General features: G+C 41.6%; 14 protein-coding genes. 7 read left to right on the top strand and 7 right to left on the bottom strand.

The window, feature by feature from the left end; all coding sequences use genetic code 11:
• From VB732_RS32540 to VB732_RS32525, 4 genes are all read right to left on the bottom strand, one after another.
• A partial coding sequence (locus VB732_RS32540; RefSeq protein WP_323234968.1) for an FG-GAP-like repeat-containing protein occupies window positions 1-2,502 on the bottom strand: 2,502 nt, incomplete at its 3' end.
• A gap of 824 nt (window positions 2,503-3,326) precedes the next feature.
• A complete protein-coding gene (locus VB732_RS32535; protein ID WP_323234967.1) occupies window positions 3,327-6,980 on the bottom strand; it encodes a DUF4347 domain-containing protein in 3,654 nt (1,217 codons plus the stop codon).
• A 621-nt stretch (window positions 6,981-7,601) separates the two neighbouring features.
• The gene (locus VB732_RS32530) at window positions 7,602-8,276 is read right to left on the bottom strand and encodes a response regulator transcription factor (RefSeq protein WP_323234966.1); all 675 of its coding nucleotides are present in this window, start codon (window positions 8,274-8,276) and stop codon (window positions 7,602-7,604) included.
• A 91-nt stretch (window positions 8,277-8,367) separates the two neighbouring features.
• The gene (locus VB732_RS32525; RefSeq protein ID WP_416235793.1) at window positions 8,368-9,468 is read right to left on the bottom strand and encodes a sensor histidine kinase; all 1,101 of its coding nucleotides are present in this window, start codon (window positions 9,466-9,468) and stop codon (window positions 8,368-8,370) included.
• Window positions 9,469-10,327: 859 nt separating this feature from the next.
• On the opposite strand from VB732_RS32525, the gene kdpA reads away from it, so the two are divergent.
• From kdpA to VB732_RS32500, 5 genes are all read left to right on the top strand, one after another.
• Window positions 10,328-12,013 carry a potassium-transporting ATPase subunit KdpA gene (gene kdpA / locus VB732_RS32520; protein WP_323234965.1) on the top strand — a complete coding sequence of 562 codons (1,686 nt, stop codon included), beginning with the start codon at window positions 10,328-10,330 and terminating at the stop codon, window positions 12,011-12,013.
• 342 nt (window positions 12,014-12,355) lie between these two features.
• Window positions 12,356-14,461, top strand: a complete 2,106-nt coding sequence (gene kdpB, locus VB732_RS32515; protein ID WP_323234964.1) for a potassium-transporting ATPase subunit KdpB — start codon at window positions 12,356-12,358, stop codon at window positions 14,459-14,461.
• 101 nt (window positions 14,462-14,562) lie between these two features.
• Entirely contained in the window at window positions 14,563-14,685 is a 123-nt protein-coding gene (locus tag VB732_RS32510; RefSeq protein ID WP_323234963.1) for a hypothetical protein, read from the top strand.
• A gap of 222 nt (window positions 14,686-14,907) precedes the next feature.
• Window positions 14,908-15,507, top strand: coding sequence for a K(+)-transporting ATPase subunit C (gene kdpC, locus VB732_RS32505; RefSeq protein WP_323234962.1), 600 nt, complete (start codon window positions 14,908-14,910; stop codon window positions 15,505-15,507).
• Window positions 15,508-15,575: 68 nt separating this feature from the next.
• Window positions 15,576-16,733: a universal stress protein gene (locus tag VB732_RS32500; protein ID WP_323234961.1), complete on the top strand. Its 1,158-nt coding sequence runs from the start codon at window positions 15,576-15,578 to the stop codon at window positions 16,731-16,733.
• Between the two features lie 4 nt (window positions 16,734-16,737).
• Here the strand turns inward: VB732_RS32500 and VB732_RS32495 are convergent, their stop codons facing one another.
• The 3 genes from VB732_RS32495 to VB732_RS32485 form a co-directional block, all read right to left on the bottom strand.
• Window positions 16,738-18,234 (bottom strand): carotenoid oxygenase family protein, encoded by a 1,497-nt coding sequence (locus VB732_RS32495; RefSeq protein WP_323234960.1) that lies wholly within the window; start codon window positions 18,232-18,234, stop codon window positions 16,738-16,740.
• A gap of 112 nt (window positions 18,235-18,346) precedes the next feature.
• The gene (locus VB732_RS32490; RefSeq protein ID WP_323234959.1) at window positions 18,347-19,762 is read right to left on the bottom strand and encodes a folate/biopterin family MFS transporter; all 1,416 of its coding nucleotides are present in this window, start codon (window positions 19,760-19,762) and stop codon (window positions 18,347-18,349) included.
• A 424-nt stretch (window positions 19,763-20,186) separates the two neighbouring features.
• The gene (locus tag VB732_RS32485; protein ID WP_323234958.1) at window positions 20,187-20,948 is read right to left on the bottom strand and encodes a PEP-CTERM sorting domain-containing protein; all 762 of its coding nucleotides are present in this window, start codon (window positions 20,946-20,948) and stop codon (window positions 20,187-20,189) included.
• Window positions 20,949-21,613: 665 nt separating this feature from the next.
• On the opposite strand from VB732_RS32485, the gene VB732_RS32480 reads away from it, so the two are divergent.
• Window positions 21,614-22,828, top strand: a complete 1,215-nt coding sequence (locus tag VB732_RS32480) for an anhydro-N-acetylmuramic acid kinase (protein WP_323234957.1) — start codon at window positions 21,614-21,616, stop codon at window positions 22,826-22,828.
• 115 nt (window positions 22,829-22,943) lie between these two features.
• On the top strand, window positions 22,944-23,390 hold the full coding sequence (locus tag VB732_RS32475; protein WP_323234956.1) for a hypothetical protein: 447 nt from the start codon (window positions 22,944-22,946) through the stop codon (window positions 23,388-23,390).
• The last annotated feature ends 64 nt before the right edge of the window (window positions 23,391-23,454 follow it).

Below are 23,454 nucleotides of genomic sequence, written 5' to 3'. Positions count from 1 at the left end.
ATCTAAAACCGAAACTGAATCCAGCACAGTCCAATTTGAGTAAGCAGCACCATCAGCAATACCATCGTTATCCGCATCAATATCATTGCTTAGATTGGGTGCAGTAGTAGTTTGAATCAAAAAGAAACTAACAGACCCATTTTCAATGTCATTTGCATTCCCCTGACCAATGTGACCGAGTGAACTTGAGACACCGCTTCCCCATCCGGCTCCAGTTCCAGTATTAGTTACTACATTTGCATTGGGGTTAACTGCATAAGTGTTACCTTTTTGCAGAAGAACCAGTAATCCATTACTACCAAACTGCTTACCAGACAAATTAAAAATATCTTGAACATTGCCGGGGTTATTAGCGGAATCACCCTCAACCGCAACTAAATAAGTTCCAGGTGCTAGAGTTGCGCCAGCAGTACCACGCAGTTCGATATATTCTTTCGAGGTATCTGTACTTGGAGGATCGAACAGAATTTCGTTGATAAGTATCGGTTGAGGGGGAACAGGTTCATAAGTTTCATTCTCAGCAGATACCAGCGAAACGTTTTTAGATTCGCTGTTTGCCACCACTAAGTCAGATTTACCATCCTTGTTCAAATCGCCTACGATGAGAAAATAGGGTTTTGTCCCCACGACAAAGTTCGTAGCAATTCCAAAGCTACCATTGCCATCTCCTAGTAGCACTGAAACTGTGTCTGAGCCTGCATTTGCCACTGCTAGGTCAGATTTACCGTCTTGATCGAAGTCAATCACTGTAACGGATGCGGGATTTAGCTCCACATCAAAGTTAGTAGCAATTCCAAAGCCACCAGTGCCATTACCCAACAGTATTGAGACATTGTTAGAGTCATAATTCGCTACTGCTAAATCCAATTTGTTGTCTTTATTGAAATCGCCTACGACGACAGAATTGGGATTTGCTCCCACATCAAATGAGGTTGCTGAATTAAAAGTGCCATCACCATTTCCCAAGAGGATTGAGACATTATTGAAGTAAGAACTTGTTACCGCTAAGTCAGATTTTCCATCCTTGTTAAAGTCGGCTACTATGACGAAACTAGGACGACTAGGAACTTTAAAGTTTTTGGCAGTTCCAAAACCACCAGCACCATTTCCCAACAGCACCGAAATATTTTGCGAGGCATTGTTTACCGTTACTATGTCAGATTTTCCATCCCCGTTAAAGTCGCCCACTGCAATAGATATGGGTGCTGAGGCTGACTCCAAAGCAAAATTCACAGCAGTTTGAAAGCTGCCATCGCCCTTGCCAAGCAGCAGGGAAATATTATTCGACAAATTGTTTGCCGTTACCAAATCCAATTTCCCATCTTTGTTGAAGTCGGCTACAGCGACAGAAGAAGGATTTAAGCCATTGAACCCGACCGTACTAAAGGTGCTAGCAGGCTTAAAAGTGTTATCACCCTTTCCCAAAAGTACCGAAACGCTTTGAGAAGACTTGTTTGCCGTTACCAAATCTATATTTCCATCTTTGTCAAAGTCGCCAACAACAATGGAATAGGGTCTTAATCCCACATCAAAGGTGTTAGGTATAACTGAAATACTAGCAGTCTCAGTAACACTACTGTAAGCTGTTGTACCTCCACCAACGCCGGGAACTACATTAGTAGTACCACTAATGTTACCGTCTGAAGTATCCCAAGCGCGAAAAGTGAATTCTGCTGTGCCTTTGTAGCCAAGTTGAGGAACAAAACGAATTTTTTCCGTATCTCTGAGCAATGTAGCAGAAGTATCAGATACAGCGAAATTAATCCAGTTGCTACCGCCATTTATCGAGTATTGCCAAGTACCGTTAGTATTATCTACACCAATGACGGCAATTCCTTCCACTGCGCCTGCGTCAGCATCAGTGATAGGATTGCCATCTGCACCTCTAGCAAAGATGACAGAAATTAAAGTGCCGGAGTTACTAGTATCAGTTATGTCTTGGCCAATGGCCGAGAGTCTGGGATTACCGATGTTGTTTAATGTTGGCGCTGTGTTGGATGATAATAAAATTGAGCGATAAGCCTTTGTTGTCTCTGGTGTCAAAGCTAAATCCGACTCAATCGAGCCAACCTTCACTTCTAAATCCCAGTTACCCCCCAACTCGGCATTACCTGTGATGTCATCAGAAGCTGCCACATCTGCGCCTGTGATTTGACTCAGAAGTTGCACAAAAGCTCGATCAAAAGATGCCACGTTACAACCGTAAAGCAGAATGTCGGCATCCTCAGTTAAATAATTTCTCCACTGCTGCAATTGATTGGTGTAGGAGTTCAAATTATTGGCATTGAGTTGGGTCGCCCCTAATTGCAAACTTCCGCTACTGCCGTGGGAGATAATTTGAACTGATTGATATTTGCCGCCCTGCAAAGCTTGAGTAATTTGTTCTACTCCATCCCTGGTGGAGTCAAGGATTACTAAACTAGTGCCTGGTTGAATGCCAGCAATCAAACTTTCGTAGTCTGTAACGGCTTTATCTATAAAAACAATATTTTGATTTAGCATTTGTAATTATTCTGTAAAATTAGTTTGGGATTAGAAGTTTTGTTTTCTCGTAGTTGCACCATAATTATTGTTAGTCAATCAAATTGGGCAACTCATAATTGTTGACTCTAATCTAAAAGTTTATTAACACGCAGCTAAACAGTAAGTAAATGTTTAGACATACACTTACTTACCGATTTTAAATCGGAATTATAACCTTTATTGTTGAGATAAAGGAGATAAAATTAATATGATAACTTAGTACAAAATTATGCTAAAAATACTAATTTTTCTACTGTATTATTACTGTAATAACTCAGATATGTTAAAAATTGAGATTTAGATTTGATAAATAAACTTAAGATGAAGTTGCTCTAACTCACGTTTATGATGTAATTTTTCTGGGGTAAAAGATTGAGAAACCAGGTTTATTTGGATAAACCTGGTTTCATTGCTCTATTGATGATGCCGTGATTTACTAATAACCAATGAAATTGCTAGCGCTTAAAAATGTCAAATTCGGTGCTGTGCCAGTAATATCATGTTCGACTTAATACTTATGTCATTGCAAGCGTTGCGCGGCAATCCCAAACCTTTGTGATTGCCTCATTCCACTTCGTTGCATTCGCAATGACATCAATGACATATTATAAGTGATTTGCCGAACATCGCCGATGACGACTGTCACAAACTGAGTTAGATTTTCACCTGTCGCTCCGCGCTAAAGGTGAGAGGGTTGCCGAACTGCATCATGCTTATTGTTGGTCAATAAAACTTGACAACTCGTAATTGTTGACTCTAAAGCGATGACTTTAGGAACACAGCATTGAACAGTAAACGAATGCTTAAAAGAAAAAGGCTTGCATGTCATCATTCCTAATTGTGGCAATCCCTCGACTATCAGCGATCGCCACATTCGTTGCACCATAGAGATTGACAAAAAATTTCTCGTTGGCTTCAACTTTTTTATCACCTCTGACACCAAAGCTAATAGTTTTCAAGGTTTCGCCAGGATTGAAAATGATTGTTCCCAACCCAGAATTGTAATCAGAGTCAGAAACTTTGGCAGTACCATCACTAGTGCTGTAGTTGACAATAACCTGCTGATAGCTGGGATTGGAGAGAGTTACAGCAAAGTTAGCATTAGTTATCATCCCTGTGTTGCCTTCGGTGACTGAGACATCTGAAATACTAAGACTGGGTGTTTCATTAATGTCATCATTCCTAATTGTGGCAACTCCCAGGCTATCAGCAATTGTGGCATTTACTGCACCATACAGGGTGACAGCAAACGTTTCGTTAGCTTCAACTTTTTTATCGCCTTTGACTGCAATACTAATAGTTTTCAGAGTTTCGTCAGGTTTAAAAACGATGGTTCCCAGTCCAGAATTGTAATCCAAATCAGAAATTTTAGCTGTGCGATCGCTTGTATTATAATTGACACTCACTGTTTGATAACTGGGATTGGAAAGAGTAAGGATGAAGTTGGCGTGATTTGTTGTACTGATATCACCTTCACTCACTGAGGTATTAGAAATTTTGATGCTGGGTTGCTTGTCATCGTTGATGATGTCTACTGTCGCTGAACTGGTTGTAATCGCAGAACTTTCCGGTGCAACTGTGAGATTCGCATTACTCAATGTGACAGTAATATCTTGATTTAGTTCAAATTTTGTATCACCTAAAATATCAACTGTAATTGTCTTTGTTTTTTCCCCAATTGCAAATTCTAAAGTTCCTGATAAGTCACGATTTATAAATTCACTAATTGGACTAACTTCTCCGCTCCGAATTAGAATGTTCTTATAGTCAGTGTCAAAAATTGCCGTACCGCTAAAAGCATAATCTACAGTACTCGCTACACCAATACCACCGCTACGGGTGACGGTGAAGGTAACAACTTTAGTACCACTGTCACCTTCGGTCACACTTGGAATAGCGGAAATTGCATATTGAATTGAATCGTTAGCAGCAATATTTAGAGTAGTTTCAGTTATTGTTCCTGCCTCAGCACCTATCAATGTGCCGAAGTTGACTACTACTGTTTCGGCATTCTCTGGTAAATCATCTGGCTGAATGATAACAGTAATTAGTTGAGTTAAATCTGAGCCGGTTGCCCCACTGGTAAAGGTAAGAGTGGTGGGGGAAATAGTATAATCTAGGTTTTGAGTAGCTGTGCTGTTACTGTTGATGACTATGGGAATGATGACATCAACTGCGGGAATCCCATCTAAAATAACGGGGATAGTTACTGTAATGGCAGTGCTACCTTCTGTGGTGTTGTAGGTAGCAGCACCGAAGTTGACTTTTGGAGGTATTATTATATATTCAAATGCTCCGATGTCAAGTCTACCGTATTGAATCCGGTTAAAACCTGTGCCACGTTGGTCAGTGCTTAAGCTACCACTGTAACTAGGATTGCCTGCATTCCGAGCCAAACTGTTAAATTCTAAAGCATGAGTCTGGGTAGAACCACCGTAATTTCCTAGCGGTTTTAGTCCAGAGTTAGAGTCAACAATATCTGTACCTGTTCCTAGTGTGCTAAATAATATGTCCAGTGCTGTCAAGTTGCCAATCAAATTGTAAGCATTACCGTCGAAGTTCAGACCAAATACATCATTGCCTAAATTAAGTAGGCTAGCGGTGTTGTCAGCGATGATGCTATTGCTGAGGGTGGCATTAGTGCCAAAGATACCGCCACCGGTGTCTGCGGTGTTATTAGCAATGGTGCTATTGTTAACGGTGAGATTGGTACTGGAGATACCGCCACCAGCAGCGATCGCTGTATTCCCAGAAATCGTACTATTGGTAAGGGTGGCATCGGTACTAAAAATACCACCACCATTAGCCAGCGCTGTGTTTCCAGAAATCGTACTATTGCTAACGGTGAGACTGAGACTAAGGATACCACCACCATTGGCGATCGCTGTGTTCCCAGAAATGGTACTGTTGCTAACACTTACACTACTGATGCTGAAGATACCGCCACCGCCTACCAGGGCATTGCCTTGAGTTATTTTCAAGCCATCAATTGATAGGGGTGCAGAAGCTATAAAAACACGAGAAGTATTGTTGCCACTAATAGTAAGTTTATCAGCCCCAGTTCCTTGAATAATAACTTCCTCAGTGACATTCAATTCCCCAGAGGTGAGGGTAATAATGTCAGGGATATTATCACCGAAGACTCCAGTCGGATCAAAGACGATTGTTTCTAACCCTGGATCATTATTGGCATCGATAATAGCTTGTCTTAATGAGCCAACACCACTGTCATTAGTGTTAGTTACTACGTAGGTGGTCTTGTCGATTTGAATAAAAATATCATCAATTGCCAAGCCATGATCGTTGCCTGGGTCATCAACATCTTCCCAACGTAATATAATCTCTTCACCAACAGCTATTGGGGTAACTAGATTAATTAGGATGGATGTTTTGACGTTTTGATTTATAGCTAAATTGCCATCCAGAGGGGTTGCTGCCAGCAAAAGTGCAATTGGCCCAGTGAAATCTAGTGATGTGACAGCCGTCCATGTTCCTGTGGTCAAACTTGTAAGAGTTGTCCCAGTTTGATAACTAAAATTCAGTTTTTGTTGAGATATATTCCCACCATTACGCCATTGCTCACCTGTATAACTTACTCTCAACTGATTAATTGCTGAATCTGTATTGTTTTGCAGGCGCAACCCATAATAAATAGTTCCTGTACTTGCAGAAGCCACAGAACCAAATGCCCGGTCTGTTGTTGATAAAATCGAAGAACCAAAACTATACAATGCACCTGTATTAGAACTGCCATCTCCAGCGTTATAGGTTGTTCTTGTTGCATACCAGCCTGGAATGGTTGAATCATTAGTCCAAGAAATAGATGTTCCAGAATTAGCTAACGAGGTAAAGTCTTGAGAGTACGAAGTACCAGTAAAACTAGCTGGTAAAATAGAGTTGTAAGTCTCCATTACCTCAGATTCAAAAGCTAAAGAAGCATCGATTTCACCCGTTTTCACTTCTAAATTCCAATCGCCCCCTAAATCTGCACTTCCTGTTTTGTTAGTAGAAGCAGCGACATCTGCATCTGTAATTTGGCTAATAAGCTGTACAAATTTTGTGCCTTCACCACTGGCGACATCACAACCATAAAGCAGAATGTCAGCGTCATCAGTTAAAGCAGTTGTCCACTTTTTTAACTGATTTATATTGCTACTTATGTTGTTGAGATTGAGAGAATTTGACCCTAATTGTAAACTTCCTTCGCTGCCATGAGAGACAATGTGAACTGATTTAACTGAGTTAGATTTACGTGCTGCTAAAATCTCGGTGATTTGGGTTAAACCATCTTGATTGGGGTCAAGGATAACAACTTCATTGCCAAGTGCGATCCCATCTATGAGGCTTTGGTAATTAACAACTGCTGTATCTATAAAAACAATATTTGTGGCCGCTTCTAGTATGTTGTAAGCAAAATCGTATTGGGTCGTAGGCTGATGTTCTAGCTGTTTTATCATAATTTGTACCTCTGAATAAAATTTAAATTTTATTCAACTACTTGTTGGTTTTAGACATTGAAATTAATCGAAGCTTTCAGTCAATATAAAATAGTAAACGAATGTGGAAAAATACGCTTTCATCCGCAGGCTAAATTGCCAATCAAAGCTCTTATTGATTGGTGGAAAGACCCAATATTTCTAATCTTTATCAAACAGAATTCAGGAGTCAGGAGCCAGAATTCAGTATAAATTCTGAACGAAAAAGCAGATGAATAAACGGGTTTAAAACCCCCACTAAATCTACGATTTGGTGGTCAACTTTCGTAGTGGCGGGTCTGAATCCCCCACTAATTGATTCTGACTCCTGACTTCTGGATTCTTCTTCAAATAACCCTTACTTTTCACATCATCTGGAAAACTAATAAAAATCTTCCTTACTAGGGAAGGGGGAAAAATTAAAGCTCATGCTTTCAAAAAGAGAGGTTTTACAGATCCCGTGAAAAGTCAGAAAAACCAAGCCATATTTTAGCTATAGCTTTTAGTCAAATAATTTATACAAAATCCATGAATATACCAACCGTATTTACACTTAAATATCGAATACGGTTAGAATGTCAAGGTAGAATTTATATATTTTTACTATTTTATTAATAATTCTGGCGCGACCAATCCTTTTTGGATAGCTAAGACTGCGGCTTGAGTGCGATCGCGTACTTCTAGTTTCTGTAAAATAGCATGGACATGAACCCGCACTGTACCAGGGGCGATGTAGAGAATTTCAGCAATTTCTTGATTGCTTTTGCCAGCTGCTACTAGTGCCAAAATTTCTTGTTCGCGCTTCGTTAGAGGATTTTCTAGGTTTCCCTCAGTTTTTCCAGGTAGCGCCACATCAGAATTACCCTCAAAAGCTGCTCTAATCTCTGTTGTTGCCGTTTGATCCCACCAAGAAGCACCGGCTGCAACCGATCGCACTGCCAATATCAGAGACTCAGCAGGAATACCTTTGAGACAATAACCTTGCGCCCCGGCTGCAATTAACCGCGAAATCAGAGGTTTTTCAGAACGAGATGTTAAAACGAGAATTGGCAAATTTGGGTGTTTCTGCTTGATTTGGCGACAAGCTTCAATTCCACCAATGCCGGGTAAACCTATATCTAGCAAGATTAAATCTAGAGGATAGCGATTTGCTAATTCTACAGCTTGTTCCCCATCTTCTGCTTCTGCGACAATTTCCAAAGTAGTTTCTTGCTGCAACCGCATTCGCAGACCAAGCCGAAACAATTCATCGTCTTCAACGAGTAAGATTTTTGTCATTTGTCATTGGTCATTGGGTATTAATTAGTTATTCTTTCTTCCCCTGCTCCCTGCTCCCTGCCTCCTGCTCCCTCCTCCCTGCCCCCTCCCCTCATCTCCCCGGTGGTGGACAAGCTGGGAGTCGAAAACCAAACATTGCCCCCCGTGGTGAGCGATTCTCTGCCCAGATTGTACCCTCATGAGCGGTGATAATTTGCCTTGTTAAATAAAGTCCTAGTCCAGATCCTGAGACGTGGCGATCGCTATCTCCTTGATAAAACCTCTCAAATAAGTGGGGTAACTCTTCTTCGGTAAAGCCGGAACCAGTATCGAGTATTTTTACCACTTGCTCGCTAGAATAACCTTCAAGTACTACTTCTACTTTACCGCCACGGGGAGTATGGTTAATCCCATTACTTAGGAGATTGGTGAAGACTCGCCGCAGTTGCAAAGGATCGCCATTTACCCAGAGAAAGCTACGAAAATCTGATTCGCCATAGTGCAGAGAAATATAAACCTGACGTGTTCTTGCTAGTTCAGCCAGGGTAGCTATTACTTCCTCTGCTACAGTTGCCAAGTTAACGGGTGATATCTGTAATTTCAACCCTTCGGCATCATTGCGGTATACATCTAAAAGCGTTTGGACTAATTGCAGTGTACTCCGATGACTACGAGCCATCGTTTGGAGGACTTTTGCTTGCATTGGCGTGATTTCACCAAATTGCTCATTTTGAAGATATTTCAGCGTTTCTATTGCTCCTAATAGAGGTGTTTTCAAATCATGCGTTAAGGTGGATACAAAATCTTCACGCATGATCGCTAGTTGTTCTTGGGAACGCAATTGTGCTTGTGTATAAGCGATCGCTTCTTCATTGCGGTGGTTGCGATCGCTTAACCAAGCTGTCACCACCAATGCCAATACTGCAATTAACCTATTTGCCAACGTTGAAGGATTAATTATTTCTCCTCCTGGGATAAACAAATTCAACAATGTTAATCCCGTAGCTGCAAAAGTTACCCCCAATACTGCTGGCCGATTTAATCGAGAATCTGCTACCAAAATCGTCCCTGTGTAGAGGTAGCCAAATACGTACTCAGGCGGTGTCATGTATTCTAGGGCAATCACTACGGCAAAGGCGATCGCTATTAGCCCATAAATCTCTAGACGCTCATTTATGGCTGCTTTCATAGCCACTAATCGGCTTAACATCATAGCAAAAAATCGTTATCCTACTATCTTTACAAGTATTTAATTCAGCGATTATGATTTATCTGCAATCTATATCTGCAAATGTTAACTGGAGCGTTAACCCGAAATTGTGATTGTCGAGATGTTGAGATGTAAAAAAGGGGACTAAGGATTGGGGGTTGGGTAGTTGTCCACAAAAGACAGAGTATCTAAAACAACCTTCTTATACTGTAATCCCTTTAATAAAATCCTCTTAAATATTTATATTCTTTGAACGTAGCAAAGTTTGAAAATGTATTGTATAAACAAATAATACTAAATACCGAAATAGATGAATTGAAAGTAAAGATTAAATATTTTTAACAAGAAGTTTAATAAGTATCTGGAAAATAGTATTGAAGAAGAATTCAGAATTCAGAAGTCAGAATTCAGGAGCGGAGCCGGAGACGCTCCGCCTCCGGTCAGAACCAATTAGTCGGGGATTCAGACCGACGCAGGATTGATGACCACCAAATCTACGATTTGGTGGGGGTTTTAAACCCGGTTATTCATCCGCCAGTCGTACAGAATTCAGCATGAATTCTGACTCCTGACTCCTGAATTCTGTTCGATAACTGAAAATAGTAAATTTAGATTAAAAAATGGCGGTGATCTAGGAATACTATTCGATTGTTGCAAAGCTAAGTACAACTTGAAGAGTCTTCTTCCCTGTTGCCTGTTGCGTACATATTGCGCTTGCGCTCACGCAAATAAATTCAACAATCAAAGCGGACTGCTGTATATATTACTAAATTCCTCCAGATCAAATACCTCAACAGTTAATCTGTTATTGCTAATAATTGGCTTGCTTACTAGCACTTAAATTGTATCGAGCGCGAAATATATGGGACAAGGTTTTTTGCAAATTGGCTTAACGCTATGTATTGTCATAGCAATCACTCCGCTACTCGGTAGATATATAGCCCGTGTCTTCTTGGGAGAAAGAACACTGCTTGATTTTTTAATGAACCCCATAGAGCGAAGCATGTTCGTACTAGCGGGTGTTCGCAGAAAAGATGATATGACGGGTTCGCAGTATATCCGGGCTGTAATTTGCAGCAACCTGATCATGGGTATTTCAGTGTATTTGCTGATATATTATCAGAGACTCTTACCCTGGAATCCTAACGGTTTTGGTGCGCCTAGTTGGGATGTATTACTTCATACAACCATTTCCTTTGTAACTAATACTGACCAGCAACACTATGCTGGTGAGACAACCTTAAGCTATTTTAGTCAGGTAGCGGCTTTAGGCTTTTTGATGTTCACCTCCGCAGCCACCGGGTTATCTGTGGGAATTGCCTTTATTCGCGGGTTGACGGGGAGAAGATTGGGAAACTTTTATGTCGATCTAGTCCGTGGAATTACGCGCATATTGCTGCCGATTTCGATTATTGGAGCGATCGCTTTGCTCATAACAGGTGTACCACAAACATTAGCTAACACAATGGATGTGAGAACCTTAGAAGGTGGCACGCAATATCTTGCTAGAGGGCCAGTAGCATCCTTTGAAATGATCAAACTTTTGGGCGAAAACGGGGGTGGCTTTTTTGGCGTTAACTCAGCCCATCCTTTTGAAAATCCGAATGGCGCTTCTAACTTGATAGAAATGATTGCCATGATTTGTATACCGGCAGCCTTAATTTACACCTATGGTATATTTGCCGACAACATCAAACAAGCCTGGCTACTTTTTTGGATGGTGTTTGTGATTTTTGTCATTTTGGTGGGAGTGACAGCCGTGGGAGAACTGCAAGGTAATCCCCTGGTTAATAACGCCTTTGGATTAGAACAGCCCAATTTAGAGGGTAAAGAAGTTCGATTCGGCTGGGCACAAACGGCATTTTGGGCAGTTATGACTACTGCTACTATGTCTGGTGCTGTGAATGGGATGCACGATTCTTTGATGCCACAAGGAATATTTTCGACTCTCTTCAACTTGTTTATCCAAGTTATCTGGGGTGGACAAGGTATTGGAACAGCTTACCTATTTATTTACTTAATTCTCACAGTATTCCTAACTGGGCTAATGGCAGGACGTACCCCAGAGTTTTTAGGACGCAAAATTGAAAAACGGGAAATCGTTCTCGCCAGTGTGGTGTTGTTGATTCACCCAATTCTAGTTCTGATTCCCAGTGCGATCGCCTTGGCTTATCCCATCTCCCTCTCTGGAATTAGCAACTCTGGGTATCACGGTATTTCTCAAGTAGTTTATGAATACGCCTCAGCCGCCGCGAATAATGGCTCCGGCTTAGAAGGGTTGAAGGATAATACCCTGTGGTGGAACTTGAGTACTTTAGTTAGCTTAGTAGGAGGACGTTACATCCCGATAATTGCCATCCTACTGCTAGCTGATGGCATGGTTCGCAAACAACCAGTTCCTGAAACCCCTGGTACTCTTAGAACTGATTCTCTAGTATTTACTGGGATCACTGCTGGAGTGACATTGGTTTTGGGAGTGTTGACTTTCTTTCCCGTTTTAGCTTTAGGCCCCATAGCTGAGGGTTTGAAACTAGCATCTGGCAATTAGAAAATTTATGAGTTATAAGTCTGAAATCAAGAGAATGCCAAAAAATAAATAAATTATCCGGTTTTGTAGGAAAGCCAGTGCGTTGCACTGAATCCAGCGTTGTAGAACCTGAAAGAAGGTTCTCAACGCTCAATCTCAGAAACGCTACGCGATCGCTAATACAAAGAGCGATCGCGTAACGTGCCCTACATGGTTGGATATATTTTTACTGGAAACTCCTAACAGACGCGATAAATCGCGTCTCTACTCCTAACTTTTGTACAGACGCGATTCATCGCGCCTCTACTTCTAAACTTTTGTACAGACGCGATTCATCGCGTCTCCTAACTTTTAACTTTATTTATGAATCAAGTGGCAACTAACTTCAAAGCTAGACGGCCAAATCCTCGTTCAGGCGATCGCCGTCAAGGACGTAAAAGAGCAAGGACAAGTACAAAGTGGCTGTACTTAAGAGCAATTAGAGATGCTTTTGTCAAGCTCAACCCTAAGTATGCAATTAAAAATCCAGTGATATTTGTGGTTTGGGTGGGGACAATTATCATCCTCTTGCTAACGATCGATCCCAACCTATTTGGCCCAGCTTTGCAAAAAAAACCGCAACTTTTCAACGGCTTGTTGTCTGGGATTTTATTCTTTACAGTTTGGTTTGCCAATTTTGCCGAAGCAGTGGCAGAAGGACGGGGTAAAGCTCAAGCTGATGCCTTGCGATTAACTAAATCAGAAGCGATCGCTAAAAAACTCGCTCCCGACGGTACAGTTAGTGAAGTTTCATCCACCAGCCTGAGACAGGGCGATAACATCTACGTCATTGCTGGCGATATCATTCCCGCCGATGGCGAGGTAATTATGGGTGTCGCCTCAGTAGATGAATCGGCAATTACTGGAGAATCCGCACCAGTATTAAAAGAATCAGGCTCCGACGTTTCCAGTTCTGTCACCGGTGGCACACGGATTATCTCAGATGAATTAATTATCCGCATCACTACTGACCCAGGCAAAGGTTTTATTGACCGGATGATTGCCTTGGTAGAAGGGGCAGAACGCAGCAAAACACCCAATGAAATTGCCCTGACAGTATTGCTAGCAGTTCTCAGTTTAGTATTTTTGTTAGTTGTAGTAACCTTGCCTGCACTTGCTTACTATGTCAACAGTCCAGTCAGCGTACCAATTTTAATTGCCCTATTAGTAGCATTAATTCCTACAACGATTGGCGGCTTACTCAGTACCATCGGCATTGCTGGTATGGATCGAGTTGCCCAATTTAACGTCATTGCCACTTCAGGACGAGCAGTTGAAGCTTGCGGTGATGTCAACACTTTAGTTCTCGATAAGACAGGTACAATTACCCTCGGCAACCGTTTGGCGGAAGAGTTTATCCCTATCGACGGTCATTCAATGTCAGAAATTGCTAACGTTGCGTGGGCGGCTAGTGTTTTTGACAATACGCCGGAAGGTAAATCCATTGTCCGACTGGCAGAGAAATTAGGCGCACGGTTTGATTTTGACTCTAACCAGGCGGAAGGAATTGATTTTTCAGCCAAAACACGCATGAGTGGGACTAACTTACCTGGTGGGTATGAGGCCAGGAAGGGAGCAGTAGAAGCCATTAAAGGATTTGTCCGTTCTCGTAATGGACGCGATACGCCAGAATTAGATGCTGCCTACGAACGAGTTTCTCGCCTGGGAGGTACGCCTTTAGCAGTTAGCCTAGATAACGAAATCTATGGGGTTGTTTATCTCAAAGATATAGTTAAACCTGGTATCCGCGATCGCTTTGAGCAACTGCGACGGATGGGAGTGCGTACCATCATGCTAACTGGAGACAACCAAATTACAGCTTCTGTCATTGCCAAAGAAGCAGGCGTTGATGACTTCATTGCCGAAGCCACGCCAGAAGACAAAATTAATGTCATTAAAAAGGAACAAGCAGCAGGCAAACTAGTTGCGATGACAGGAGATGGAACTAACGATGCTCCCGCATTAGCTCAAGCTAACGTTGGCGTTGCCATGAATACAGGAACGCAAGCTGCAAAAGAAGCCGCCAACATGATCGATTTAGACTCCGATCCCACAAAGCTGATCGATATCATTAGCATTGGCAAACAATTGCTGATTACTCGCGGTGCTTTGATGACATTTTCTATCGCTAATGATATTGCCAAATACTTTGCAATTATCCCAGTGATATTTGTCGCCGCTAATTTACAAAGTCTAAATATTATGAATTTGACTAGCCCTAATTCTGCTGTTCTATCAGCACTGATTTATAATGCTTTGATTATCCCCGCTTTGATTCCCTTGGCATTGAAGGGTGTGCGGTTTAGACCACTGACAGCTAATCAGCTACTCCAACGCAATATCTTAATTTATGGTTTAGGCGGCGTAATTGCGCCGTTTATCGCCATTAAGTTGATTGATATGCTGATTACACTTGTGGGTTTGGCTTAAGGACAGCAAAAGTACAAACGCTACTAAACAAGCGCATCTTAAGCAAGTAAAATAATAAACATTTTTACTTTTACCTGTTGAGAGAGGGACAAAGAAGAATTATGAATAAACAGGTCGATGTTTGGGAAAATTTTATATCGATAGATGTGATACAGGCAATATCCTTTGTTCGATCGCAATGGCGTAGTAAACCAGGGCTTACGCAAAAATTGCCGAAAAGCTAATTTATCGAACCGCCAAGATGCCAAGAACGCCAAGAATTCGTAGAGTGTGCGTAAGTCCTATAAACAACACTCACCACTCGCTATTTTTATCCTGCTGTGCTTGAATGTGGTAATTGCCCCGGCTATTTATGCTGTTAGCAACAGCATCTTTGAATATCGTTCTAATTGGGTAAAAGAATTAAAATTAAAAATTTAATTTCAGTAATAATTGGAAAAGTTTTTATGGCTATTATTCGAGAAACTATTAGAGCAATTTTTATAACTCTAATGCTTTGGTTGTTGACTGCAATTATCTATCCTCTGATCGTACTTGTAGTGGGTCAAGTTTTTTTGCCCTATCAAGCCAATGGCAGCATTATGATAAATCTAAATAATGAACCAATTGGTTCGGCTTTGATTGGTCAAGTATTCACATCTGAGCGATATTTCCATCCTCGTCCCAGCACTGTTAGATATAGCCAAGGAAAAAGAGCCAAGCCAACTGGCATATCTGGAGCCAGCAATCTCGCTGCGAGCAATCCAGAACTACTCAACCGGATTCTAGAGCAAGCAAATCAATTACGAGACGAAAATCTTCAACCGATAGCTGATATAATTTATACCTCTGCTTCTGGTTTAGATCCGCATATTTCCTTAAGAGCAGCGCAACAGCAATTGGCGCGGGTTGCTAGTGCGCGGGGTGTAAAAGAAAATGAGATTCTACGTTTAATTAATAGGTTTACTGATGGCAGATTTTTATGGATTTTTGGCGAACCGGGAGTCAATGTTCTCCGATTGAATTATGCTCTTGACGTGCAAGATTTTTATCGTGAGCAAAATTAATAAATGGGAATTGGGTAAAAGGCTGTTTTCCGATGTAATAAAATTGCCATATACATACCAAGAATGAAATGTCAGACAATAGTAATACTGCTTCGGCTGACAATGCACCTTTAAATTCTGGAAGTTACTCGCCTTATCCGGCACGACGGCGCGGGAAGCATAAAATATTTATTGGTATGGCTCCTGGGGTAGGCAAAACTTACCGGATGCTGGAAGAGGGACATGCCTTTAAACAGGAAGGAATTGATGTCGTCGTTGGGCTTTTGGAAACCCACGGACGTAAGGACACAGGAGAGAAGGCAGAGGGACTGGAGATTTTACCCCGTAAGCAATATCCTCGTGGTGAGTTGACGCTTACGGATATGGATACAGATGCTATTTTAAAGCGATCGCCCCAATTAGTTTTAATCGATGAACTTGCCCATACCAATGTCCCTGGTTCTCCACGCGAAAAACGTTACGAAGATGTAGAAGTAGTTTTGGCAGCAGGTATTGATGTCTACTCCACAATGAATGTGCAACATTTGGAAAGTCTCAATGATCTAGTAGCTAGAATTACAGGTGTGGTAGTCCGTGAGCGCGTTCCTGACAGAATTCTGGATGAAGCAGATGAAATAGTGGTGGTAGATGTTACACCAGAAACACTGCAAGAACGGTTATTAGAAGGCAAGATTTATGCACCCCAAAAAATCCAACAATCCCTCGATAATTTTTTCCAACGCCGTAACCTAATTGCTTTGCGGGAGTTGGCTTTGCGGGAAGTGGCAGACAACGTGGAAGAAAATGCGATTGCTACTACCCCCAATGGACAATTTTGTAATATTCACGAGCGAGTTTTGGTGTGTATATCTACGTATCCCAACTCAGTGCAGCTGTTACGCCGGGGTGCGAGGCTGGCTAACTATATGAATGCCCCAATTTATACTTTGTTCGTTGCCGATCCAGAACGTTTTCTTACCAAAGAAGAAAGCTTACACATCCACACGTGTGAAAAACTTTGCAACGAATTTGAAGGTACTTTTCTTCGTGTTACCAACAGTAACGTAGCAAATGCGATCGCTGAAGTTGCCGAAAAATATCGGATCACTCAAATTGTAATTGGAGAGAGTCAGCGATCGCGCTGGCAAATACTCCTCAAGGGATCTTTGACGCAAAAATTAGTGCGCTTGCTAAAAAACATTGATTTGCATATCATTGCCAGCGAAAAAATGGTTTCATCCAAATAAAAGATCAAATTTCCCCAAAAACCTCAGAAGTAAAGCTCCCATGTAGACCATAAGGAATATGATGCTTCAAATGTAGCCGCGCGATCGCTCCTTTAGAAAAATCGCTAGCATCCAAAATTACCAAATCTGAGCGGTGATGGGTAGCATCATAAACCAAAGCTAATACCCAACCTTCATCTTCTTTTTCGGAACCTGGACGTGAGACAAAAATCGGTTCACCGACAAAACCACGGGGTGCAGCACTCCAAAGCTGCCTTTCTCCAGACTCTAAATCAATTTTCAACAAAGCTTGTAAGGGAGCATTACCACTCTCTGCATGAGCCGCACCTATATATAGATATCGATAAGGGTGTCCTACGTTCGCCGGATGGATGCTAGGAAATTCACAACAGCGACTATCAATCAATTCCCGCCGTACTGTTCCATCCTTTAGATTCAGACAAAATCGCCAAAGTTGCCCAGGTGAAAGCGCTTCAAAATCAACTTGCCGAAAATCGCTTTCAGGTTCCACTTCTGGTAAAGATTGATAGCAGATGGAATCAATCAAAACTTCGTCTCTTACCTCAAAAGCATTAACGTGGTGGAAGACGAAACCAGACTGAGTTTCCAGAATTTTTATCTCTCCTTGCCCTTCTTTGGGGAAGCGAGGAATAACTATAATTTTAGTTGGCTGATTTAGCTGAAATTTGATACATTCTCCCGCCGCACGTATTCCCAAGGCGAAAGGTATGGGATTAAAGATGACAGGATTTTGAAAGAAGATGCAGTAATTGGGAGTAATGATGAAATCGTGAATGAAACAGAAACCTGGAACACTATGAGCATGTTGTCTGACAATTTCACCTGCTGGGTTTAGCTCAAAAATAGTAATGGTGGTAGATAATCCCGGCTTAATCGAGAAATTTACCAGGCAAGGTTTACCCCCATCTTGCTCACAATTATTTTCCACGCGGGGATGAGCAGCGAAAGCTTCACCTGCTGACAAAGCACCATTAAAATATTCATTTCCCAAAGTTTCAAGAGTGTAGGGATCGAGGCGATATGCTTCAGAAGCTTCCCACAGTGCTAGTAGTTTACCACCCCAATAGATAACATTTGTATTAGCAATATTTTTGAGTTTGAAGTCAAAGATATTAGCTAGCCAACCGCCGGGTTTTTGAGTACCAAAAGTACCACGATGAAGGATTTTACCCGCCTTTTGCTCTGCCAAATACCCACTTGTCTGGACAAAGCGGTTACGGAAATGGGCACGACCTTTGGTAAAGGTGATTTTGCTAATCATGCCATCGCCATCAAACGGGTGATGAAGAGGCTGCCCATTTACATCTAGCAAACCAGGGCCGTTTCTAAACAGCGTACCTTGTAATTCTGTAGGGATTTGTCCTTCTATATCATCAATCCAATAATCAAACTCTTGGGTAAGAGATTGATATCCTCCCTGCCAGTCGGCACGAGTATAGGATTTTTCTGCAACTGGACTTTCTTGACTTTTAAAATGCATATACCTTGTTTTTTATTGTTACCTTGCAAGAAAATATGTAACCGCTAAGACTTTTTTGCAACTTTGCTGCAACGCAAAGACAGCGTACTGACTAGACTTTGAATTTATTGCGCTATTCCACTATTTTCGACTCTGGTTCTCTCAGTACCAACTCAGACATCAAATCAGGCAAAAACTCTTTTTCTCCATCTTTGGATGTCTCAGCTTGTTCTTCAGCACCAGGTAGCCAGTTAATAAATGGTAGAGGTAACAGCGTACTGAGGTTAGTAATTACCACCAATAACCAAAGTGACTCAAAGTTCGTTGCAGTAATCCCCAGCCAATAGGTGAGTAATGCCCCCAATGCTTGAGAAACTGTTCCTGCTGAATTAAATACCGACATCAACAAAGCAAATAACGTTGCTTCCACACCAGAGGGACAAAGCCTTGCTGCTAGAACCATCACTTGCATAAAGGCAATTTTCCCCATTACAGAGAGAATAAGGCTATCACCCAAACTAAACCAGTGGTCATCTATACCTAAGAGTCTGTTTGTGTGAGTCACTAACAACAGCGTCGTCATCCCTAAAAGTGACGAAAGTACAGTACTCCAAGCAAAAATTACACGAAAAGGGATGCTTTTGAGGAAACGTTGAAAAATCCAAACACCTGCTAAAGAAGCGAAGCTTGTCACCAAGTTTACCCGCCCCAAAAATTCTGGTTCAAAGTGTAATTCGTTGGTAGAGAAGTAGAAAAAAGCCGATTCAGCATTTGGGGTAGCTTGCCAGATGAAGACAAAAGCCGTTGGTAGCCAAATTGTTTTTTGCGTAATGGCTTGGCGTAGCTGCTTTAGTTGATGTTTGATTGGTAAAAAATCAGTGTGATTACTATCTTGAGCATCTTTGCTGACGGGGGACTCAGCAATTAACCAAGCCACCCCTGAGACGATGAGAGGAAATAAGGCGGTAATTCCAAAGACAGTACGGGTAGTAAAGTATTGAAGCAGCAGACCGCTAAAGTATGCTGTTATTAAACCTCCGATCGCAGAAGCACCCCAGCATAGAGATTGTAGTGAACCTGCTTTTGCTTGGGATTCGCCTCTGGCACGTTCCACAACCAGCGAGTCAACTATTACGTCACTCATGGCGACACTAAGAGAACCAAGAGCGATCGCTAACGTAGCTGCCCAGCTAGTATTAACTATTGTCGCCAAACTCATCCAGGAAGCAGTTCCTAGTATCCCGGATAAAATCAAGTAAGGACGACGACGATAGCCAAATATAGGCAACCCATCAGAGATAAAACCAAACACCGGCTTAATCATCCAAGGTAGGAAGACAATTCCCAATAGCGCCGATACCTCGACTGGACTCAGCAGCAGTTCATCTTTGAGGAAAAAGCTCACGGCTAGGCGCGATAACCCTAAAATTCCTTGGACAAAGTAAACGGTGAGAATTGCAATTAACTCCGCATTGGGTTCATTACCCAAGAAGATTTTTTCTGTTAATGAGTCTTTGACCTTGGACAAGCCAGATGATTGAAGCACCATTCGATAAATATTTTTTAAGTTTTATCTACTTTTCTATCATATCGATTCTTAAGAACAGGCTTAACTTGGGATCATCTCTATCCCAAGTTAAGCCTGTAGGCTAGCTAATGCCGATATCTCTAGGCTGAAAGCAGGAAGCAGCCCGGATATTGTCATTTCCTCAAGTGCTTTAGAGCAGCCGATCATAAAATACAGCGTTTTTCAGGTAAATGAAGTACACGGTTAGGGGCACAACATTGTTGTGCCCTTACGATAATCTGTACTCACCAAGTTGCAATCTGCTGTAAATGGCAAAAGAATTAAGGTGAGCCTACATAAGTAAGCTCACCCTAACTTTTATTTAATTTCGACTTCTCGTTGGAACTTTTGAAATCCTGTTTACATTAGAGATTAGGCAAATCTTACCGAGTTAAGATTGATATCTCTAATAAGATTGCTTTACGCTTTGCAACTTCTCGTTCTTACGCTTGCGGAGAAACATACCACCTACAGCCAGCATACCTAAAGTAATACTAGGCTCAGGAACAGACTGAGGATCAAAACCTGTAAATTTGTCAGTTCCCGAATGGAAAGAATGGTTGTCGCTTTCAAATCCACCACCACCAGTTTGGGTAATGACAATCTTGTTGAAAATATCGTTGCTACTATCTGAGTAGAAGTGAAGGAAGCCATTTCCTTCACCACCATGCTGTGATGCACGAATTGGAGCAACTGGGTTCACATCCTCTGTTGTAAATGACTTTATCAGAGTATCGCCATTGTAGAAGGAGAACATATTGCCAGAACTGATAGCTCCCCAGTCAATACCAAAATAATTGAGATAGTTGCTAAGGTTAATTGTGACTTTATCACCGCTAAAAACTGCCAAATATTTCCCATCATTGACTTCACCATTTGCGCCAGCAGGTGCCCATACATCGGATCTAACACTGCTAGTTCCACTGGTGTTTTCAAACGAATACTTAGCGAAACCAGTGGTCGGTGCTTGACCACTATTGAAGTCAACAGTTGTCGTACCCGAAAGCTTACTAAACTCGGAAAAAGCACCTTGGTTAGTTTCTCCATTAAGTCCTGCAATACCTGTGGTCACTTGAAAAGAAATAGCTTGAGCAGAACCTGCATAGATGAATGAAGAGATTGCAGATAAAGATAGAGCAGCGATAGAAGCAATTTTTTTAATAGACATATTTTTGGGAACTTATAGTTTGACGGTTTGAAAAACTCGTTGTGCGATTGAATTCATTATGTGGTGTCTTCTAGAAGAAAAAGAAGGATGAAATTACTGGATTTGCATTTTCTGATAAGTTGATAAATCTGGTAAATAATTTGATATGTATGCCGTAAGTAAATAAGTAGTTCTACGTTACAAAAAATCGAGAAAGTAGATATTCTTTATCTGAAGGTAAAAAAGCTGTAAAGTTAAATCATACGTGTTAAGAAATTGTCTTTTCGGATGTTGCCTTTATTAAGGACTAATAAAGATAATGGGCAGTTTTTGAGAACTCTTTTTCCTGAAAAATATAAATACAGCATAATTTAGAAGTTAAACAGGCTCGGCACAAGCTTTTGTTGTGTAAAACGCTCAAATTGACGATATATGTGGTTATTGCTCTTGGTTTTGATATTCTTCCCTTGCTCTGCCTGCTTGTCTTTTTCAAGTCAACTATGCCACCGGAATTTTTTGACATAGGTAGTAACATGAACTAAACTACCTCTCAGTACGGTTTAGTTAAGATCCTCCGCCTACGGCAACCCCCTTAATAAAGCGGGTTTGAGGTATCTCGAAAACATTAAAACGTTAACCGAAGCGTATTAAATTACTTCTTGCAATTAATAAAAGAATCTTTATCAATGCATCCGACTGAAAAAGCTGCTTTCTCTACTCGCGTTATCGGTTTAATTAGTGGCACATCCGTAGATGGTATAGACGCTGTGTTGGTAGAGATTTCCGGTAAAGAATTGGATCTCAAAGTTGACTTACTAGCCGGGGCAACATATCCTTATCCAGCCGAACTCAGAGAAAAAATACTAGCAGTTGGTGCAGGCGTTGCCATCTCAATGGCAGAATTGGCAGAAATAGATGATGCGATCGCCATTGTCTTCGCTCAAGCCGCCCAAAATATTCAAATTGGTCATCAGCCAGCCACTCTCATTGGCTCCCACGGTCAAACAGTTTATCACCGACCACCTGTGGATAGGGGAATAGGAAACAAAACTATTCCCAACTCCCCACTAGGTTACAGTCTCCAACTAGGGCGGGGCGAATTCATTGCCCATCTTACAGGCATTACAACTGTGAGCAACTTCCGCGTTGCTGACATCGCTATTGGCGGTCATGGTGCGCCTCTCGTCCCCAGAGTAGATGCCTATTTGCTCAGTCATCCTGAAGAAGGACGTTGTATTCAAAACCTTGGTGGCATTGGTAATGTAGCTTATATTCCGCCTCGGCATGGCGACTGGCTTTCAAAAATTCGCGCTTGGGATACTGGCCCAGCAAATAGTTTGTTGGATCTAGCAGTGGAGCATTTAAGCGCTGGTGCTAAAACTTACGATGAAGATGGCAATTGGGCAGCTAGTGGTACTCCTTGTCATCCATTGGTAGAACAATGGCTCAACCAAGACTATTTTCATCTACCACCGCCCAAATCTACTGGTCGAGAGTTATTTGGTGTGACTTATCTGCATGAGTGTTTAAAAGATGCCGAAGCATACCAACTCAATGCTGCTGACATACTAGCAACTCTGACGGAACTGACAGCTGCTTCAATTGTCCATAGTTACCGCACTTTTTTACCAGAAATGCCACAACGGGTATTATTATGTGGCGGTGGTAGTCGCAATCTCTATTTGAAACGTCGATTAGAGTCGTTGTTGGCATCAATTCCAGTTTTGACTACAGATGAAGTTGGTTTAAATGCAGATTTTAAAGAAGCGATCGCTTTTGCAGTTTTAGCCTACTGGCGGGATTTGGGTATTCCTGGCAACCTACCTACTGCTACTGGGGCACCTCAAGAAGTGCTTTTGGGAGAAATTCATCAAAGTCAGTCCAGAGTCTTGAGATCATAACAATAAAAAATTTCTTCTTTCTTGACTCAGTACGGAACAAACGCCCCGTTATCGCTAACAGCACTGCTATAACTATAGTCTTGGTAGCACTCGATCAAGACAGGAAATATATAAGGTGGCTCATACTTTTTTATTGGAACCAGGACGCTGGGCAATGCAAGGAAATTGGCTGGAACGTAATGGTATGCCAATTAGCGTCAAGGGCATGACCTTGGTAGCTTGGAATCGAGATAACTGGTTCACTATGGCAACTAAGCTGATATTTCCTGGTAGCGATCGCTCAGAAATCTCTTTACAATACAAAGGGCGACTGCATGAGGGAGAGCGTCAGTATACTTTTTTGTTACAACATAATATTTTGGGGCAAGTTGAAGGTGAAGGCTGGATTGGTCTAGATACTATTGTGCAGCGTTACTGGGTAATAGGCGATCGTCAGCGTCGTAGTGGTTTTGAAACCCTACACCGGATTTCAGAAGATAGATATTATCTCAGTAGCGGTATCTTGGCTGGTCATTTTTTAACTAACACAATGGAAGTTAGTCTAGAGCGTCAATTAACCTAAGAACGGTGCTGCCTCAATGCTTTTCCTATAGTCTGAAAGCCACCGACTTAAATAACCTTTAACG

The organism is Nostoc sp. UHCC 0252 (assembly GCF_034931145.1).
In the GTDB taxonomy this organism is placed as follows: Bacteria; Cyanobacteriota; Cyanobacteriia; order Cyanobacteriales; family Nostocaceae; genus Nostoc.
Note: the sequence above shows the minus strand (reverse complement) of the source record. Positions and strands in the feature narration are given on the sequence as shown.

Coding starts and splice junctions, on each gene's coding strand:
- kdpB (WP_323234964.1), top strand. CDS start 12,356: ATGAATCAAGTGGCAACTAACTTCAAAGCTAGACGGCCAAATCCTCGT.
- VB732_RS32530 (WP_323234966.1), bottom strand. CDS start 8,276: ATGACAAAAATCTTACTCGTTGAAGACGATGAATTGTTTCGGCTTGGT.
- VB732_RS32480 (WP_323234957.1), top strand. CDS start 21,614: ATGCATCCGACTGAAAAAGCTGCTTTCTCTACTCGCGTTATCGGTTTA.
- VB732_RS32485 (WP_323234958.1), bottom strand. CDS start 20,948: ATGTCTATTAAAAAAATTGCTTCTATCGCTGCTCTATCTTTATCTGCA.
- kdpA (WP_323234965.1), top strand. CDS start 10,328: ATGGGACAAGGTTTTTTGCAAATTGGCTTAACGCTATGTATTGTCATA.
- VB732_RS32525 (WP_416235793.1), bottom strand. CDS start 9,468: ATGATGTTAAGCCGATTAGTGGCTATGAAAGCAGCCATAAATGAGCGT.
- VB732_RS32510 (WP_323234963.1), top strand. CDS start 14,563: ATGAATAAACAGGTCGATGTTTGGGAAAATTTTATATCGATAGATGTG.
- VB732_RS32535 (WP_323234967.1), bottom strand. CDS start 6,980: ATGATAAAACAGCTAGAACATCAGCCTACGACCCAATACGATTTTGCT.
- VB732_RS32500 (WP_323234961.1), top strand. CDS start 15,576: ATGTCAGACAATAGTAATACTGCTTCGGCTGACAATGCACCTTTAAAT.
- kdpC (WP_323234962.1), top strand. CDS start 14,908: ATGGCTATTATTCGAGAAACTATTAGAGCAATTTTTATAACTCTAATG.
- VB732_RS32495 (WP_323234960.1), bottom strand. CDS start 18,234: ATGCATTTTAAAAGTCAAGAAAGTCCAGTTGCAGAAAAATCCTATACT.
- VB732_RS32490 (WP_323234959.1), bottom strand. CDS start 19,762: ATGGTGCTTCAATCATCTGGCTTGTCCAAGGTCAAAGACTCATTAACA.